This is a genomic window from Salinibacterium sp. ZJ70 (genome assembly GCF_011751865.2).
Classification (GTDB): domain Bacteria; phylum Actinomycetota; class Actinomycetes; order Actinomycetales; family Microbacteriaceae; genus Homoserinibacter.
In genome coordinates this window covers 873,307-888,952 of the sequence record NZ_CP061770.1, presented here as the reverse complement: position 1 = coordinate 888,952, position 15,646 = coordinate 873,307, and the positions used below count along the sequence as shown (strand labels likewise).

Below are 15,646 nucleotides of genomic sequence, written 5' to 3'. Positions count from 1 at the left end.
GATGCCTCAGCGATTCCCGCGTCGAGAGTTCAGCCGCTGAACGGCTGCGTTCCCGTGCCATGCGCGACGATCGCCGCATACACCTCGGGCGACGTGGTGTTCTCGGCGAGCAGGTTGGGCTTGCCCGCACCGTGGTAGTCGCTCGATCCGGTGACGACGAGGCCGTAGCGCTTCGCGATCTGCTCCCAGCGCCCCCGTGCGCTCGGCAGGTTGTCGCGGTGGTGCAGTTCGACACCGAAGAGGCCCGCGTCCACGAGAGCGCGCAGGCGCTCATCCGTCCAGAGGCGTTCGGGGCCGCGCGAGGCCGGATGCGCCATCACGGGAACACCGCCCGCTTCGGCGATCAGCCGCACGCCCGCGGCAGGCAGCGGCGCCGGATGCGGCCGGTAGTACCCGCCGCGCCAGTGCAGGATCGTCGCGAATGCCGCCGAGCGGTCCGACACGTGCCCGCGAGCGACGAGCGCGTCCGCGATGTGCGGGCGCCCGATCGTGGTGCCCGGCGTCGTCTGAGCGAGAACGTCATCCCAGTCGAGGGCGTAGTCCACCGCGATGCGCCGCACCATCGATTCGGCGCGTGAGAGGCGCTCCGCCCGGATCTCATCCGTCGTCGCGACGAGCGCCGGATTCGCCGGGTCGATCATGTAGCCGAGGATGTGCACGCTCGCGTAGTCGAGCTGGGTCGAGAGTTCGATGCCGGGCATGATCTCGAGCCCTGTGCCGCGCGCGGCAGCGAACGCCTCACTCCATCCGGCGGTCGAGTCATGGTCGGTGATCGCGAGCACTCCGAGGCCCGCTTCCACTCCCGCTGCGACGAGCTCGGCAGGCGTCTGCGTGCCATCGGAGACGCGCGAATGGGCGTGCAGATCGATCGGGCCGAGCATGCCTCCATGCTAGGGCGGCGGTGCCCTGCTCACCGGATACGTCCGGGAGCTGCTCAGTGCGCACGCGGTTCACCGCAGGCTCCCTCGGGCCCCCCTCCCAGGTTGGTGCGCCTAGGCTCGGGGCGATGTTCGGACGCCTGCTCGCCGCCGCGGTCACCTTCGTGGTGGCCGGGGTGCTTCTGCTTGCCTGCTGGCCGCAGCTGCTGGGCGCGGAGCGTCTGCTGGGCGTCGCGCAGCTCGTGTCGCTGCGCGGCCTCGCCGTGCTCGCGACTGTCCTCGCGGGTGCGCTCGTGCTCATCATCGCCGCCATCACGACAGTGGGCAGGCGATTCTTCGCGAGCGTCGGTGTGCTGCTGCTGGCGTTCGCCGTGGTCTCGGTGGGGGTGCTCGCCGTGCGCGGCGCGGATCCGACCGCGATCGACCGCGACCGCGAAGGCGGGCTCATCGTGCTCACCTGGAACACGCTCGGCGATGCGCCCGGCGAGGAGAGGATCGCGCAGCTCGCCCTCGACCGCGGGGCGGATGTGGTCGCGCTTCCCGAGACGAGCCGCGGGACGGCGGTCGCAATCGCCCGGATCCTCGGCGACGCGGGCCGCCCCATGCAGGTTCTCGGCGTCGCGTACGACGAGCATCTGAAGGCGCGTTCCACGATGATGCTGGTCTCGGAGGCGCTCGGCGACTACGAGGTCGACGACTCGGTCGGCAACACGCCCACGCTGCCGAGCGTCGTCGCTGTCCCGGTCGACGGGAGCGGGCCCACCATCATCGCGGCGCACCCGGTCGCGCCGGTGCCCGCCGAGATGGAGAACTGGCGCGTCGGACTCGATTGGCTCGCCGAGCGCTGCGCCGACCCCGCCTCCGACGTGATCGTCGCGGGCGACCTCAACTCGACCATCGATCACTGGGCAGGCCTCGGCAGCGATGTCGGTCTCGCCGGCTGCCGGGATTCTGCACGTGCCGTCGGCGGCGCCGCGATCGGCACCTGGCCGACACGCCTTCCCGCGCTTCTCGGCTCGCCGATCGACCACGTGCTCGCGACGGACGCGTGGACCACCGTCGGCTTCGAGGTCATCGAGGTGGGCGACACGTCCGCGTCCGACCACCGCCCGGTTGTCGCGCAGCTGGTGCCCGCAGGCGGCTGACAGCCGACGGTGGCAGGATGGGCGGCATGACCGACACCACCCCCGTCGCCACCTCGGACTCGCCCGAGAAGCTCGCCCCCGGCACCACCCCGGTCACCTCGAACCGCTCGACGACGCCGACCTCCGACGCGTTCCGCGACTTCATCTTCGGCAGCTGGGCCGACAATGAGCAGCCGATCCCCGCACCCCGCGCGCAGGCGGCGTATGCCGCGGCCAGGCGCATGCGACTGGCCGCGAAGTTCCCGGATGCGACGCTCGTCATCCCCGCAGGTCCCGCGAAGGTGCGCTCCAACGACACCGACTACCCGTACCGCGCGCACTCGGCGTTCAGCCACCTCACCGGCTGGGCGAGCGACACCGTGCCCGGCAGCGTGCTCGTGATCGGTCCGGGTGACGACACCCCCGCGACCCTGTACTTCGTCCCCACGGCGGGCCGCGACTCGGAGGAGTTCTACGCGAACGCCGCGATCGGCGAGTTCTGGACGGGAGCACGCCCCTCTCTCGCGCATGTCGCCGCGGATCTCGCCCTCGAGACGCGTCCGCTGGCCGAACTCTCGCCGTTCGACGGCGACGTCGTGGTGCTGCGCGGCATCGACCCGGCGGTCGACGACCTCACCGCCTCGCGCGCCGAGGACGCGGAGCTCGTGCGCGCCGTGAGCGAGCTGCGTCTGGTGAAGGACGAGTACGAGATCGCCGAGATGCGTGCCGCTGTCGCCGCCACGAAGCTCGGCTTCGACGACGTCATCGCCGACCTGCCGAACATCGTCGAGCACCACCGCGGCGAGCGCCTCATCGAAGGCACCTTCAATCGTCGTGCGCGCGCGGAGGGCAACACGGTCGGCTACGACACGATCGCCGCCTCGGGAGCGCACGCCTGCATCCTGCACTGGACCCGCAACGACGGTGCGGTGAAGCCGGGCGATCTCGTGCTCATCGACGCCGGCATCGAGCTCGATTCGCTCTACACCGCCGACATCACCCGCACCCTGCCCGTGTCGGGCACGTTCACCGAGGTGCAGCGTCTCGTCTACGAGGCGGTGCGGGAGGCTGCGGATGCGGCGTTCGCGATCGTGCGTCCCGGCATCCGGTTCCGGGAGGTCCACGCCGAGGCGATGAAGGTGATCGCGGCGAAGACCGCCGAGTGGGGGTTCCTGCCGGTGAGCGCCGAGGAGTCGCTCGAACCCGATGCCCAGTTCCACCGTCGCTACATGGTGCACGGCACAAGCCACCACCTCGGCATCGACGTGCACGACTGCGCGCAGGCGCGCCGCGAGCTCTACCTGGATGGTGTGCTCGAGCCCGGCATGGTGTTCACGATCGAGCCGGGTCTGTACTTCCAGCCCGACGACCTCACCGTGCCCGCGGAGTTCCGCGGCATCGGGGTGCGCATCGAGGACGACATCCTGGTCACCTCCTCGGGTGCCGAGAACCTGTCGATCGGCATTCCGCGCACCGCGGACGACGTGGAGGCGTGGCTGGCGGGTCACCTCTCGTAGGCGCGACGCGGCGAGCGTCGCCGTAACGCCAGCGCAGAGCTCGAGAAGCGCACGCTCCGAACGCCGAGCGTATGAGGCCCGGTGGCGGCTCAGAACAGCTCAACGTGGAGCCAACCCGCCACAGCGGATTGGCCCCACGCGCACAACGACACCTCTACCTCAGAGGCGTGAGCCCACTATTTGGCTTGTCCAGTGCCTGGGGCACCCGATGCGACCGCGGCGGGCTCAAGGTACTCGTCCTCCGAGATCACGCCGTCCGCGCGGTCCTTTTCCTCCAGACGGCGCGCGATAGGAACGCACAGCTTGTAGGCAAAGAACATGGCCAGCACGCCAGCAACGAACTTGCCGATCAGCAGCGGGCCAAGAATGTGCGGTTGCACGTTGGCGGCGTAGGCGAGGTGCCCACCGAGCACGTCGGTCCCACACACCATGAACGCGATCGTGAGGACCTTATCGCGGGGTGTGAAGTTGGGGACGAGGCGGAAGAGCGCGATGACGTTGGCGCTGCTCGCAAGCACGCCAGCCGTGGTGTCGCTGCTCACACCGAAGAGCTTGCCGACGCGCGCGAGCGGACGCTGGCCGTAGGTGCGGATGACGTAAACCAGCGGGAACGCACCGGCGAGGATGAGGCCGCAGTAGCCCGCAACCTCAAGGGCACGGAACTGGTCCGCCTCGTCAGCGATGATCGGGTCGAAGCCCCACGCGCCGAAAACCGTCGAGAACAGCCCAGTGAAGTACTCGACGATCGAGAGCGCGAGCACGATCTTGATGACTGCGTCGAGCGCGCGGCCGAACCACTTGAACCCTGTGAGCATCGCGCGAGGAGCGAAGCGAAGGCCGAGCGCGATCACGATCACGATCACCGTGATCGGGATGAGGTTGAGGAACATCTCCCCCCACGGCAACTCGAAAACCCAGTCGGAGGGGTCCGACGTCGAGATTTCGCGCCGCAACGTGGTGTTCGTGACGACAAGCAGGGACAACGTAATGAAGGCGCTGATCGGGATGGTGAGCACGCCGGCGAGGATTCCGAGCGCCATGTACTTGTGGTCGCGAACCGGGAGCATGTTCAGCCCGACCGGGATCGTGAACACAACGGTGCAGCCGAGCGTGAATCCCAGAACGGAAGCCATGATCCAGCTTCCGGGGCTGATGGCTGTCGCCTCAGCGAGCTGGTAGCCGCCCATGTCAACGGCGATCAGGCCAGCTGGCATAGAGGGGTCAGCACCGATGGAGCGCAGAACCGGGCCGAGCACATCCTCGATGAAACGAGCCAGATAGGGGATCGTGGCCATGACGCCGGCGACCGGTACGAAGATCGGCCCAATCGTGTACAGGCCCTCCAGGAACTCCTTCCCGAGCCCCTTCTCCGGGTTACGGATTGCAGCGACGGCCCCAACGACCACGAAGGCCATGATGATGAAGACGATGATTGTGCCGACTACGGCCATGTGAACTGCTCCCTTGCAGTACGTCGAAAATGATCAAGTGATCATTTGTTCATTTGCCGCACGAGCATAGCGGCCGAGAGAAAGAATGAAAACCCAGTTATTTGCTGGGTGTTTTCCCGCCCAGAACGCGTGTTATCGTGTCCCTCATTCAGATCACTTGATCAAGCGGGGGTGCAGTGAAGAAGCAGGATCGACGGCATCAACTGATCGCCGAGCTGTTGCGCGACCGCGAGTTCGCGACCACGCCCGAACTAGCGCAAGCAGTTGGCGTGTCTGAGGTCACCCTTCGCCGCGACCTACGCCACCTCGAACAGACCGGAATGTTGGTGCGCCAGCACGGCGGCGCCCAGCTCGCGAACCGCATCGAGGCTCAGAGCCGCTTCGCGGAGCGCGAGCTGCTGAACGCAGATGTGAAGGCCGCCATCGGCAACGCAGCTGCGGCCCTGATCGACATCGACGAACACGTTGCCTTCAACGATGGGTCGACGGTGATGCGAGTCGCGGAAGCTCTACTCGATCGCAATATGCCCGCCAGCGTGACGACGAATGCCCTCAACATCGCGCTCACCCTGAGCGACAGCGCCTTTATCGATGTCTGGGTACTCGGCGGGCTGGTGCGTCGCGCATCGTTCGCCACGTTCAACGCGGGAGCCGACCCGTTCGAGGGGCGGCGTTTCGACACAGCCATCCTGGGGGTCGAGTCCCTTGATTCGATCGGCGCAGCGCTCGACCACCCGTACGACCTCGCCGTAGCTAAGGCAATGATCGACCGGGCCGAACGGGTGATCGTCGTCGCCGACTCGAGCAAGTGGGATCGACGCGGCCGCGTCGAGCTCTGCCCATGGGCGGAGGTCGACGTCCTCGTAACCAACGAGATCACCCCTGAACAAGCAGCACGAATAACCGATCAGGGCGTCTCGCTCGTGATCGCCGATCCCTCATAAGGAGCACACGCAACATGTCCGAAGTAGAGCTCGTCGTCGTCGGCGGGGGCGTCACCGGAACAGCAATCGCACGCGATGCCGCGCTCCGCGGCATCAAGACGATCCTCGTCGAGCGCGGCGCGATCGGCTCGGGCACGAGTGGACGGTTCCACTCAATGCTTCAGAGCGGGGCTCGGTACGTCGTCACAGACACCGACTACGCCGCAGAGTGCATGCGCGAGCGACGCATCATGGAGCAAATCGCTCCCTTCGCCCGCACCGCAACCAGCGGACTATTCGTTGCTTTCGAGGATGACGATCCCGCCTTCATGGAGCGCTTCGAGAACGCGGCGTCGGTAGCCGGGATCCCGATCGAGAAATTGACACCCGCGCAGATCGCCGAGCGTGAGCCCAACATTGCGGCAACCATCGGCGGGTTCACCGTGCCGGATGCAGTGTTCCGTCCGTGGGAAATGGTCCCCGCTCTCGCCGCGAGCGCAATCGCGGCCGGCGCGGAAATCCTCACCCACACAACCTTCGTCGGCGCGGAGTCCGTCGACGGCAGTGTAAGCGCTGTGCGGGTACGCGGTGCTGATGGGCACGAGTGGAAGATCGAGACTGCATCGCTCGTCATCGCCGCAGGGGCGTGGGCTGCGGAACTCGGCGGCACGGTGGGTCTCGACATCGAGGTTGAGACGGCAAAGGGCGCAATGCTCGTCCTCCCCACGGAGATGGTGAACACTGTCGTCAATCGCCTGCGCCCTCCGACAAGCTTCGACATCTCGGTTCCGCTCAACGGTGCAACTGTTTTCGGGACGACCTCGTCCATCGTGGAGCGCCCCGAAGACATCGCCGTAACCCCGGAAGAGTTCGATGAGCTCGCCATCGAGGCGCGCAGGTTCCTCCCCACTCTCGGCCAGGACACCTCCGGTTGGTCTGCGTATGCGGGCGTTCGTCCGCTCGTTAAGGCTTCTCCCGGCGAGGGCGGTGCGGTGTCGCGTCGCCACGCCGTCTTCGAAGGAACGGTGGACGGTGCATACGGCATCGTGGGCGGATCCTTCACGACGCACCGTGCGATGGCAGAGGATGTCGTCAACCGCGTGGCCGCGCTCGTCGGTAACCCGAACCCGTCGACCACCGCTACGACTACTCTGGTGTCTTCGGCGACACCTGCGTGGGCCGCCGGAGCCCCCATGCAGGCCCACGGAATCGCTCTGGCGCAGTAATGGGCGTCCTCCTCGGGATCGACCACGGAGGGACCACGACGACATGCGTTGTGGTTTCCGAGGGCGGCGGCATCATCGGGCGCGCCTCCACCCCTATGAATCGCCAGACTCCGCGCGCGGGGTGGGTCGAACACGACGCTGACGGCTTCGTCGATGGAAGCCTCGCGTCAGCGCACCGGGCACTCGAACAGGCCGGCCTCGACTGGAAGGATGTCCGCGCTGTAGGCATCGCGAACCAGGGAGAAACGTCGATCGGCTGGGATTCGCGGACCGGGCGCACCGTCGCCCCCGCGCTCTCATGGCAAGACAAACGCACGAGCAGTCGTTGCGACGATCTTCGCAACGGCGGATTCGACGAGATGGTGCAGCGAATTAGCGGGCTGTCGATCGACCCCTACTTTTCGGCGTCGAAGTACAGCTTGCTCGCATCGTCAACCGACGAGGCCCGGGCCGCCCGAGAGCGCGGCACCCTGCGGCTCGGCGGCACGGACGCGTATCTCATCGATCGCCTGACGCGAGGCGCATCGCACGCTACGGACGCGTCGAGCGTCTCGCGCACGGCCCTCATGAACCTCGACACACGAGATTGGTCCGACGAGCTACTTGCCCTCTGGGACGTTCCCCGGACCGCACTCCCTAGGATTCAGCCGACGACCAGCCACTTCGGTGAGATCACACACCCCGACGTGCCTGTCGCGGGGATCCCCATCATGGCGAATGTCGTCGACGCCCACGCTTCGTTGTTCATGCACGACATGTGGTCACCGAACGCCATCAAGGCAACATTGGGCACGGGCGCCTTCATCGAGACGAGTGTCGGCTCGAATCCCATTCGCTCCGACACCGGGCTGACGCCATTCGTCGGCTGGGACCGTGCGGGCGACACCCGCTACGTGCTCGAGGGCAGCGTTTTCGACGTCGGCGCGGCGATTGACTGGCTTGTGGATATGGGCCTAGTGGAATCGGCAGCGTTGACCTCCGACGTGGCCAACCTCGCTCTCGACTCCGCTGGCCTCACTTTTGTCCCCGCTTTCAGCGGCCTCGCTGCGCCGTATTGGGACAGCGACGCCCGCGCAGCTGTCTACGGAATGAGCCTCCGAACACGACCCGAACACGCCGTCCGAGCGTTGCTCGAAGGCCTGGCGAGGTCGGTCGCGGAAGTGGTGCTCATGCTTTCCGAGGCGTCCGGACACGACGAGCCCATCATCAAGGCGGACGGCGGCCCCTCCCAGAACCCGTTCCTCATGCAGCTCCTGGCTGACTATGTCGGGTTCCCTGTTGTCGTGACCCAAGAGCCAGATATCACAGGCCTCGGTGCCGCCTGCCTCGCCGGGCTTTCGGCAGGTTCGTTTACGCACGACGATTTGATGCGTATGGCACCTTCGACAGTGGACTATATCCCGACGACTAACACCGCGACCCGCGAGCTGAAGCGGCGCGAGTGGCAGGACGCCGCGCGAAAGCTCGTCACACGCTGAGCGTCGCACTGGATCGGTACATCGTTGCTAGGGGCCAACTGACTACTTCGTAGGCGAGCAAGTGGTCGAGCCGGAGTGCGCTATGTCCGTAGCGTCCCCATCTGAAAGCGACCCGATTCAAGGAGGCGTCGCGAGCAGCTGCTGTGCGCGGGCGAGGTGCCCCGGCTCGAGCACGATCTGGTAGTTCTCGGCGAGCACGCTGCTGATCGACTCGAAGTCGCGGATGCGGCGCGAGATCGCGTAGCTCGCGAGCTGCACGAACAGGCCGATCGCGGCACCGATGAAGACGGCTGCGGCGAACAGCTGCCACGTGAACGTGGGAGCGAGCAGGCTCATGAACAGCCCGACGAAGATGCCGAGCCACGCACCCGAGAGGGCACCCGAGATGGCGGCGCTGTTCCACGACCGCTTCTTGGTGACGATCTCGACACTGGTGAGGTTGTTGCCGACGATCGCGAGCTTCGCGACCGGGAAGTCGGCCTTCGCGAGACGGTCGACCACCGACTGCGCTTCCTGGTAGGTGTCATAGGTGCCCAGCACGTCGCCGTGCGGAACACTCATGGGGGCGCCGCGGCGCGGAGAACGAGAAGAGTTCGACACCCCGCCATTCTGGCACCGTCCAGGTAGGGTTTCACCGTGAGCGCCACGAGAGTCTTCGTCGCCCGTCTTGCCGGGTGCTCCGTCTTCGACCCCAATGGGGATCGGGTGGGGCGCGTGCGCGACGTCCTCGTCGTGTACCGGCACAACGCATCCCCGCGCGTCGTCGGACTCATCGTCGAGATCCCCGGACGCCGCCGCGTCTTCCTGTCGATCGGCCGCGTCACGAGCATCGGGGCGGGCCAGATCATCACGACGGGCCTCATCAACCTGCGCCGCTTCGAACAGCGCGGCGGCGAGGTGCGGGTGATCGCCGAGCTCCTCGGGCGTCAGGTGACGCTGCGCGACGGATCCGGTGAGGCGACGATCGAGGATGTCGCGATCGTCGAGACCGGTCCCGGCGAATGGCATGTGGGCGAGCTCTTCCTGCGTCGCCCGCGCGCGAGCGCCTCGCCGTTCGCGAAGGGCCCCACTCTGCTCGCCGCATGGACTGCGGTGCGGGAGAAGAACCTGCCGGGCGAGGCGCAGTCGGCCGAGCAGCTGATCGCCACCTACTCCGACCTCCTCCCCGCCGACCTCGCCTCTACCCTTCTCGATCTGCCCGAGGAGCGCCGGTTCGAGGTCGCCGAAGAGCTCTCCGATGACCGCCTCGCCGACGCGCTCGAGGAGATGCCCGAGCAGGAGCAGGTCGACATCCTCACCCAGCTCGATGACGAGCGCGCCGCCGACGTGCTCGACCAGATGCAGCCGGATGACGCCGCCGACCTCATCGCGCAGCTTCCGATCGAGCGCGGCGAGGCGCTGCTGGGGCTCATGCAGCCCGAGGAAGCCGACGACGTGCGCTTCCTGCTCAACTACGCCCCCGAGACCGCCGGTGGCCTCATGACCACCGAGCCGATCATCGTGTCAGCAGATGCGACCGTCGCCGAGGGGCTCGCTCTCATCCGTCGCCATGAGCTCGCCCCCGCGCTCGGTGCGGCCGTGTGCGTCACGCTGCCGCCGTACGAGCCGCCCACAGGCCGGTTCCTGGGGGTCGTCCACTTCCAGCGCATGCTGCGCTACCCGCCGCACGAACGCCTCGGCGCCCTGATCGACGGCAACCTCGAGCCGGTGCGCCCCGAATCGAGCGCCGCCGAGGTGGCGCGCACCCTCGCGAGCTACAACCTCGTCTCGCTCCCTGTCGTCGACGAACAGGGCCGACTCGTCGGGGTGGTGACGATCGACGACGTCCTCGACTACCTGCTCCCCGATGACTGGCGAAGTTCCACAGGAGATGACCAACCTGCTCCTGTGAGCACCAACACGGCAGCCATTCCGACGAGAGCAAGGAGGACACCGCATGGCACGAGCTAGCGACGTGCGGCTGGACGCCCCGAAGTCCTCTCGCCCGGCCTTCGGGTTCCGCAACTCGGGCAGCGACCGGTTCGGCCGGTTCACGGAAGCCATCGCCCGCGGCATGGGAACCCCGTGGTTCCTCATGGGCCTGACGCTCTTCGTCATCGCGTGGATGTCGTGGAACACTCTCGCGCCTCCCGGTCTCCAGTTCGACCGGGCCGACTATGGCTTCATCGCGCTCACGCTCGCCCTGTCGCTGCAGGCTTCCTACGCTGCCCCCCTGATCCTGCTGGCGCAGAACCGCCAAGACGACCGCGACCGCGTGCAGATCGAACAGGATCGCCAGCGCGCCGAGCGCAACCTCGCCGACACCGAATATCTGGCGCGCGAGGTGGTGGCCCTGCGGCTGGCGATGAAGGATGTCGCGACGAAGGACTTCATCCGCCACGAGCTGCGCGCGCTGCTCGAAGAGCTCGACCGCGAGAAAGCGCAGGACGAGGCAGCCTCGTGAGCGTTCCACCCCCCACCGCGGATGCGGTGCGCGCTGCGCTCGCGCGCGTCATCGACCCGGAGATCCGCCGCCCCATCACCGAACTCGACATGGTCGCGGATGCGCGGGTCGACGGCTCGACGGCGCACGTGGGCATCATGCTGACGATCGTCGGATGCCCGGCCGCTGACCGCATCGAGCGTGACGTGCGCGACGCCGTGCTCGCGGTGCCGGGCGTCGACGAGATCGACCTCGAGATCGGGGTCATGTCGCCCGCTGAGCGCACGGCGCTCGTGGAGCGTCTGCGCGGCGTCAAGACGATGCCCTTCGGACCCGGCACACTCACTCGCGTCATCGCGGTGAGCTCGGGCAAGGGCGGGGTCGGCAAGTCGACGATCACGGCGGAGCTCGCGGTCGCCCTCGCCGCACGCGGCCTCGCGGTGGGGCTCGTGGACGCCGACGTCTTCGGCTTCTCGATCCCCGGCATCCTGGGCATCCCGGACGCGAAGCCCACCCAGGTGGGCGACATGATCCTGCCGCCTGTGGCGCACGGCGTGAAGGTCATCTCGATCGGCATGTTCGTGGAGGACGGCACGCCGGTGTCGTGGCGGGGGCCGTTGCTGCACCGTACGATGCAGCAGTTCCTCACCGACGTGTATTTCGGCGACCTCGACGTGCTTCTGCTCGACCTGCCGCCCGGCACGGGGGATGTGGCGATCACGCTCGGCCAACTGCTGCCGAACGCGGAGGTCATCGTGGTGACGACCCCGCAGGCGGCAGCCGCGGGCGTCGCCGAGCGCTCGGGCCTGGTGGCGCGCCAGACCGGTCAGACGGTGATCGGCGTCGTCGAGAACATGTCGGGTGGGATCTTCGGATTCGGCGGAGGCGACGAGGTCGCGCGCCGTCTCGACGTGCCCGTGCTCGCCCGCATCCCGCTCTCCCCCGAGGTACCGGGCGCGGGAGACACGGGCGCCCCCGTCTCGCTCGCCAGCCCAGGCGATCCCGCTGCCGCCGAGCTCGCGCGTCTCGCGGAGGCGATCGTCGCCCGCGGGCGCGGGCTCGCCGGCCGCTCCCTGCTCTGACCGCCCGCCAGCGCGTTGGGGTTCGTCACACGACCGGGCTGGGTCGATCGACGCTCCGGGGTTTCCTCACCCGGCGTGACGACGGGTTTTCTTTCTTCCCCGCCCGTTCGCGACGATCAGAGCCACCACGCCGATGACGATGGTCGCGAGAGCGAGCAGGCCCAGCGGCACGATGTCCGGTGCGAAGATATTGCCGCCGAGTCCCTCGCGGTCGACTCGGTCCATCTGCGCACTGATGTTGGAGGACACGAGAACGATCAGGGCCAGACCGATCGCGACGAGTGCCGCCCCGGTGACCATTCCGAGCTTGCTTCTCATTTCACTGCCTCTCATGTCGGAGTGCAGAGCGCCGCAACCGTCGCAGCTTCCCTGGCAGTAGGGTGCCATGGTTCCGGGGCTCCTTCAACGGGGCCCACCAAGCGAAGCAGGACACTTGCTGACGGGCACCGGTGGTGTCCCACGACGTTTGCACAGCTGCGCGTCGCCCTATTTCGCGAGAACACACGGCGCGAAGTCGAACACGCACGCGCTCAGGGGCGCTTCGGCGGGCGGCCGCAGACGCGCCCAGCTCTGCCGGGCTCCTCCATCACCTCGCGGCAGCGGGCTCCGCGACGCGCGCGATCACCTCGACGAGCAGGCGCTCCGCGAGCTCGGCAGGCAGCGCCTCGATGAGGGCAAGCAGCGGCGCCTGCTGCTCGGGCAGGCCCCCGTCTCCCCCGATGCCGAAACCCTGCAGCAGCCCCCATGCCGTCTCGGGGTCGAGGGCGGATGCGGCGAGCGTCGGCAGCCCCGCGAGGAGCGGAGCCGCGTCCACGTGGGGCACGCCGCGCACCGCATCCGCGCCGGCCTCAAGCGCGGCGACGAGATCCGGCAGCACGCGCTCGGTGACGGGCGTGATGGTGAGGTGCGTGGTCGAGGGGATGCGCACGCCCGTCTCGGGGCGCGTCGCCGGCTGCAGCTGCAGCACGAAGCCCTGCCCGCGCACGGCATCCGCCCAGTGGTGCGGGTCGACCTGCTGCTCGAGCGGGCGTGCGGTGTCGGCGGCGATGGCGAGAAGCGGCCCCACGGGGTCGCCCACGACCACGAGTCCCTCGATGCGGTCGATCGCGGCCCGCAGCTCGCGTGTGGCGCGCACGCACCGCGCGGTCAGCTCGACGAAGCCCGCATGGCCCAGGTGGGTGGCGAGCGCCCACGCGGCCGCGAGCGGCGCGGCCGACTTCGAGCCGAGCAGCGTGGGGTTCACGACCGGGTAGCCGGGCCAGCGCGTCGTCGCGAAGAACTGGCTGCGCTGAAGCGCTCGACTGCGGTGCAGCAACACCGAGGCGCCCTTCGGGGCGTAACCGTACTTGTGCGCGTCGGCGCTGATGCTCGTGACCCCGTCGACCCGGAAGTCCCACAGGGGTAGCGGGTCGCCACCCGCTTCCTCCCAGAACGGCAACACGAAACCGCCGAAGCACGCGTCAACGTGCAGGCGGATGCCGCGTGCCACCGTCTCGACGGCTACCTCGGCGATCGGGTCGAGCGCGCCGGTCGAGTAGCTCGGAGCCGACAGCACCACGAGCGCAACATCGTCGCCCAGGCACGCCACCACATCCGCCGCCGCGACCGTGCCGTCGGGGGCTGTGGGCACCAGGTCGAGCATGACGCCGAAGTACTCGGCCGCCTTGTGGAACGCAGCGTGCACGGTGGCGGGGGCAACGAGGCGCGCCCGGCCCTCCGGATGCGCCGCCCGCCAGGCGTCACGCGCGGCCTTCACTGCGAGCAGGCAGCTCTCGGTGCCGCCCGTCGTCACCGAGCCGGCCGCGTCATCATCGCCGTGCAGCATCTGGCGCGCGAATCCCACGAGCTCCGATTCGAGCACCGCGACCGAACGGAATGTCGTCGGATCGAGACCGTTGAGGGGCTGCACGGCACGGATCGCCGCGGCGGCCAGCTCATCGAGTTCTGCAGTGTCCGGGTCGTACACATAGCTCAGCACCCGACCGCCGTGCGTCGGCGGGTCGAGGGTGCGCAGCTCCGCGAGCCGGGCGAGCACCTCGTCGCGGGAGCGCGGCCCGATCATCGGGCGTCTCCGGCCGCAGCATCCGCGGCGTTCTCGGCAGCGGCGTCTTCGGCATCCGCCTCGACGTCGATATCGATGCGACGCAGCGGGTAGCGACCGAGCGTCAGCAGGCTCGCGCCGATCATGATCGCGGGGATGACGCTGAAGCTCAACACGATGCCTGTGATCGCGAGATCCCCCTGCCACACGACTGCGCCAGCCACCGCCTCCTGGTAGCCCGTCGTGGCGAGCACGAGCGAGAGCACAACGGAGCCGAGCGCCATGCCGGTTGTCTCGCCCGCCGTCCACACGCCGCCGAACACGCCCGCCCTGCCGTCGCCGTGGTGCCGCGCATCGTGCGAGATCACATCCGGGAGCATCGCCATCGGCAGGGTCTGCATGCCTGCATACGCGGCACCGGCCACCCCGACGGGCACGTAGATCCACGGGCCTGGCGCCCACAGCATGAGCACGAGCGACAGCGCAGCGAGGCCGAACATCACCGACGCCAGCCCGAACGCCCACTCCTTGCCCGTGCGCTGGGCGATTTTCGCCCACACGGGTGCGCACACGAGCGCGGGCGCGATGAGTGCGAGGAACAGGAACGTCGTGGCGCGCTCGTCGCCGAGCACCCACTTGGCGACATACGCGGCACCCGCGAGCATCATGCCCGTGGCGAGCGCCTGCAGCGCGAACGTGCTGAGCAGCGTGCGGAATGCGCGGCTGCGCCGCAGCGCTGCGATGCCTCCCGCGTAGTGCGCCGCGATCGAGACGCGCGCGGGCGCGCCGGTCGGGAGCTCGCGCGGGGCTGCGGTCGACGCGACGAGCATGCCGAGCCCGAGCAGGAGACCCGCGACGATCGCCATCCCGAGGTACCCCTCGGGTGTCGATCCGCCGAAGAGCTCGCGCAGCTCAGGACCGCCCGCACCGAAGAGCAGGATCGCGAACGTGAGCACCACGACGCGCGCCGAGAGCAGGCGCGTGCGGCCGTCGTAGTCGGGCACGATCTCCGCGGGCAGCGTGATGTAGGGCACCTGGAAGAGACTGAACGCGGTCGCCGCGAGCAGGAACGCGACGCCCACCCAGATGCCCGCCGCGACGGGGCCGACACCCGGCGCGACGGCGAACGTCAGCACGAAGAACACCGGCAGCAGTGCGGCGCCCAGGAGCATGAAGCGGCGGCGCGTTCCGGAGGCCGCCCGGCTGCGATCGCTCGCCCCGCCGATCACCGGATCGATGAGCACGTCCCACACCTTCGCGACGCCGATGATGAGGCCCACCCAGATGGCGGCGACCCCGAGGGTGTCGGTGAGATAGATCGCGAGCACGAGGCCCGGCAGCGTGCCGAACCCTCCTGTGCCGATCGATCCGACCGCGTAGCGGGCGATGGTGGACGTGCGGATCCGAGGTGACGTCGTCGTCATGGGCGTCAGACTATCGCCGACAACCTGTCTGCTTCACCCTCCCCCGGTATGGGGCAGTGAAGTGGGACGCGCGTCCAACT

The 15,646-nt window shown here is 68.3% G+C and carries 14 protein-coding genes; 8 read left to right on the top strand and 6 right to left on the bottom strand.

Annotated features, from left to right (window positions below):
* Positions 1-29: 29 nt before the first annotated feature.
* Positions 30-881: a PHP domain-containing protein gene (locus HCR12_RS04225; protein WP_166869512.1), complete on the bottom strand. Its 852-nt coding sequence runs from the start codon at positions 879-881 to the stop codon at positions 30-32.
* Positions 882-1,006: 125 nt separating this feature from the next.
* Here HCR12_RS04225 and HCR12_RS04220 point away from each other — a divergent pair, with 125 nt between their 5' ends.
* Together HCR12_RS04220 and HCR12_RS04215 are read left to right on the top strand one after the other, a co-directional pair.
* On the top strand, positions 1,007-2,023 hold the full coding sequence (locus tag HCR12_RS04220; RefSeq protein WP_166869513.1) for an endonuclease/exonuclease/phosphatase family protein: 1,017 nt from the start codon (positions 1,007-1,009) through the stop codon (positions 2,021-2,023).
* Positions 2,024-2,049: 26 nt separating this feature from the next.
* A complete protein-coding gene (locus tag HCR12_RS04215) occupies positions 2,050-3,519 on the top strand; it encodes an aminopeptidase P family protein (RefSeq protein ID WP_224763662.1) in 1,470 nt (489 codons plus the stop codon).
* Between the two features lie 176 nt (positions 3,520-3,695).
* Here the strand turns inward: HCR12_RS04215 and HCR12_RS04210 are convergent, their stop codons facing one another.
* Positions 3,696-4,970, bottom strand: coding sequence for an ethanolamine utilization protein EutH (locus tag HCR12_RS04210; RefSeq protein ID WP_166869515.1), 1,275 nt, complete (start codon positions 4,968-4,970; stop codon positions 3,696-3,698).
* A gap of 176 nt (positions 4,971-5,146) precedes the next feature.
* Between HCR12_RS04210 and HCR12_RS04205 the strand changes: the two genes are divergently transcribed.
* Genes HCR12_RS04205 through HCR12_RS04195 form a run of 3 tightly spaced genes read left to right on the top strand, consistent with a single transcriptional unit; the run spans position 5,147 to position 8,597 of the window.
* Complete coding sequence (locus tag HCR12_RS04205; protein ID WP_166869516.1) at positions 5,147-5,914, top strand: DeoR/GlpR family DNA-binding transcription regulator; 768 nt, start codon at positions 5,147-5,149, stop codon at positions 5,912-5,914.
* 14 nt (positions 5,915-5,928) lie between these two features.
* Positions 5,929-7,119, top strand: coding sequence for an FAD-dependent oxidoreductase (locus tag HCR12_RS04200; RefSeq protein ID WP_166869517.1), 1,191 nt, complete (start codon positions 5,929-5,931; stop codon positions 7,117-7,119).
* A complete protein-coding gene (locus HCR12_RS04195; protein ID WP_166869518.1) occupies positions 7,119-8,597 on the top strand; it encodes an FGGY family carbohydrate kinase in 1,479 nt (492 codons plus the stop codon). Before HCR12_RS04200 ends, HCR12_RS04195 begins: the two co-directional genes overlap by 1 nt.
* A gap of 117 nt (positions 8,598-8,714) precedes the next feature.
* Here HCR12_RS04195 and HCR12_RS04190 read toward each other — a convergent pair whose 3' ends face one another.
* Positions 8,715-9,158: a YflT domain-containing protein gene (locus HCR12_RS04190; protein WP_166869519.1), complete on the bottom strand. Its 444-nt coding sequence runs from the start codon at positions 9,156-9,158 to the stop codon at positions 8,715-8,717.
* 75 nt (positions 9,159-9,233) lie between these two features.
* Here HCR12_RS04190 and HCR12_RS04185 point away from each other — a divergent pair, with 75 nt between their 5' ends.
* From HCR12_RS04185 to HCR12_RS04175, 3 genes are read left to right on the top strand one after another with little or no spacing between them, the layout of a single operon-like run.
* Positions 9,234-10,547: a magnesium transporter MgtE N-terminal domain-containing protein gene (locus HCR12_RS04185; RefSeq protein ID WP_166869520.1), complete on the top strand. Its 1,314-nt coding sequence runs from the start codon at positions 9,234-9,236 to the stop codon at positions 10,545-10,547.
* Complete coding sequence (locus HCR12_RS04180; protein ID WP_224763660.1) at positions 10,534-11,040, top strand: DUF1003 domain-containing protein; 507 nt, start codon at positions 10,534-10,536, stop codon at positions 11,038-11,040. The genes HCR12_RS04185 and HCR12_RS04180 overlap by 14 nt, the downstream gene beginning before the upstream one ends.
* The gene (locus tag HCR12_RS04175) at positions 11,037-12,101 is read left to right on the top strand and encodes a P-loop NTPase (protein WP_224763658.1); all 1,065 of its coding nucleotides are present in this window, start codon (positions 11,037-11,039) and stop codon (positions 12,099-12,101) included. Before HCR12_RS04180 ends, HCR12_RS04175 begins: the two co-directional genes overlap by 4 nt.
* Before the next feature lie 66 nt (positions 12,102-12,167).
* On the opposite strand, the gene HCR12_RS04170 is transcribed toward HCR12_RS04175, so the two are convergent.
* From HCR12_RS04170 to HCR12_RS04160, 3 genes are all read right to left on the bottom strand, one after another.
* Positions 12,168-12,419, bottom strand: a complete 252-nt coding sequence (locus HCR12_RS04170; protein ID WP_166869521.1) for a hypothetical protein — start codon at positions 12,417-12,419, stop codon at positions 12,168-12,170.
* A gap of 268 nt (positions 12,420-12,687) precedes the next feature.
* On the bottom strand, positions 12,688-14,163 hold the full coding sequence (locus tag HCR12_RS04165; RefSeq protein WP_166869522.1) for a pyridoxal phosphate-dependent decarboxylase family protein: 1,476 nt from the start codon (positions 14,161-14,163) through the stop codon (positions 12,688-12,690).
* Positions 14,160-15,566: an MFS transporter gene (locus HCR12_RS04160; RefSeq protein WP_166869523.1), complete on the bottom strand. Its 1,407-nt coding sequence runs from the start codon at positions 15,564-15,566 to the stop codon at positions 14,160-14,162. Before HCR12_RS04160 ends, HCR12_RS04165 begins: the two co-directional genes overlap by 4 nt.
* Positions 15,567-15,646: the final 80 nt, after the last annotated feature.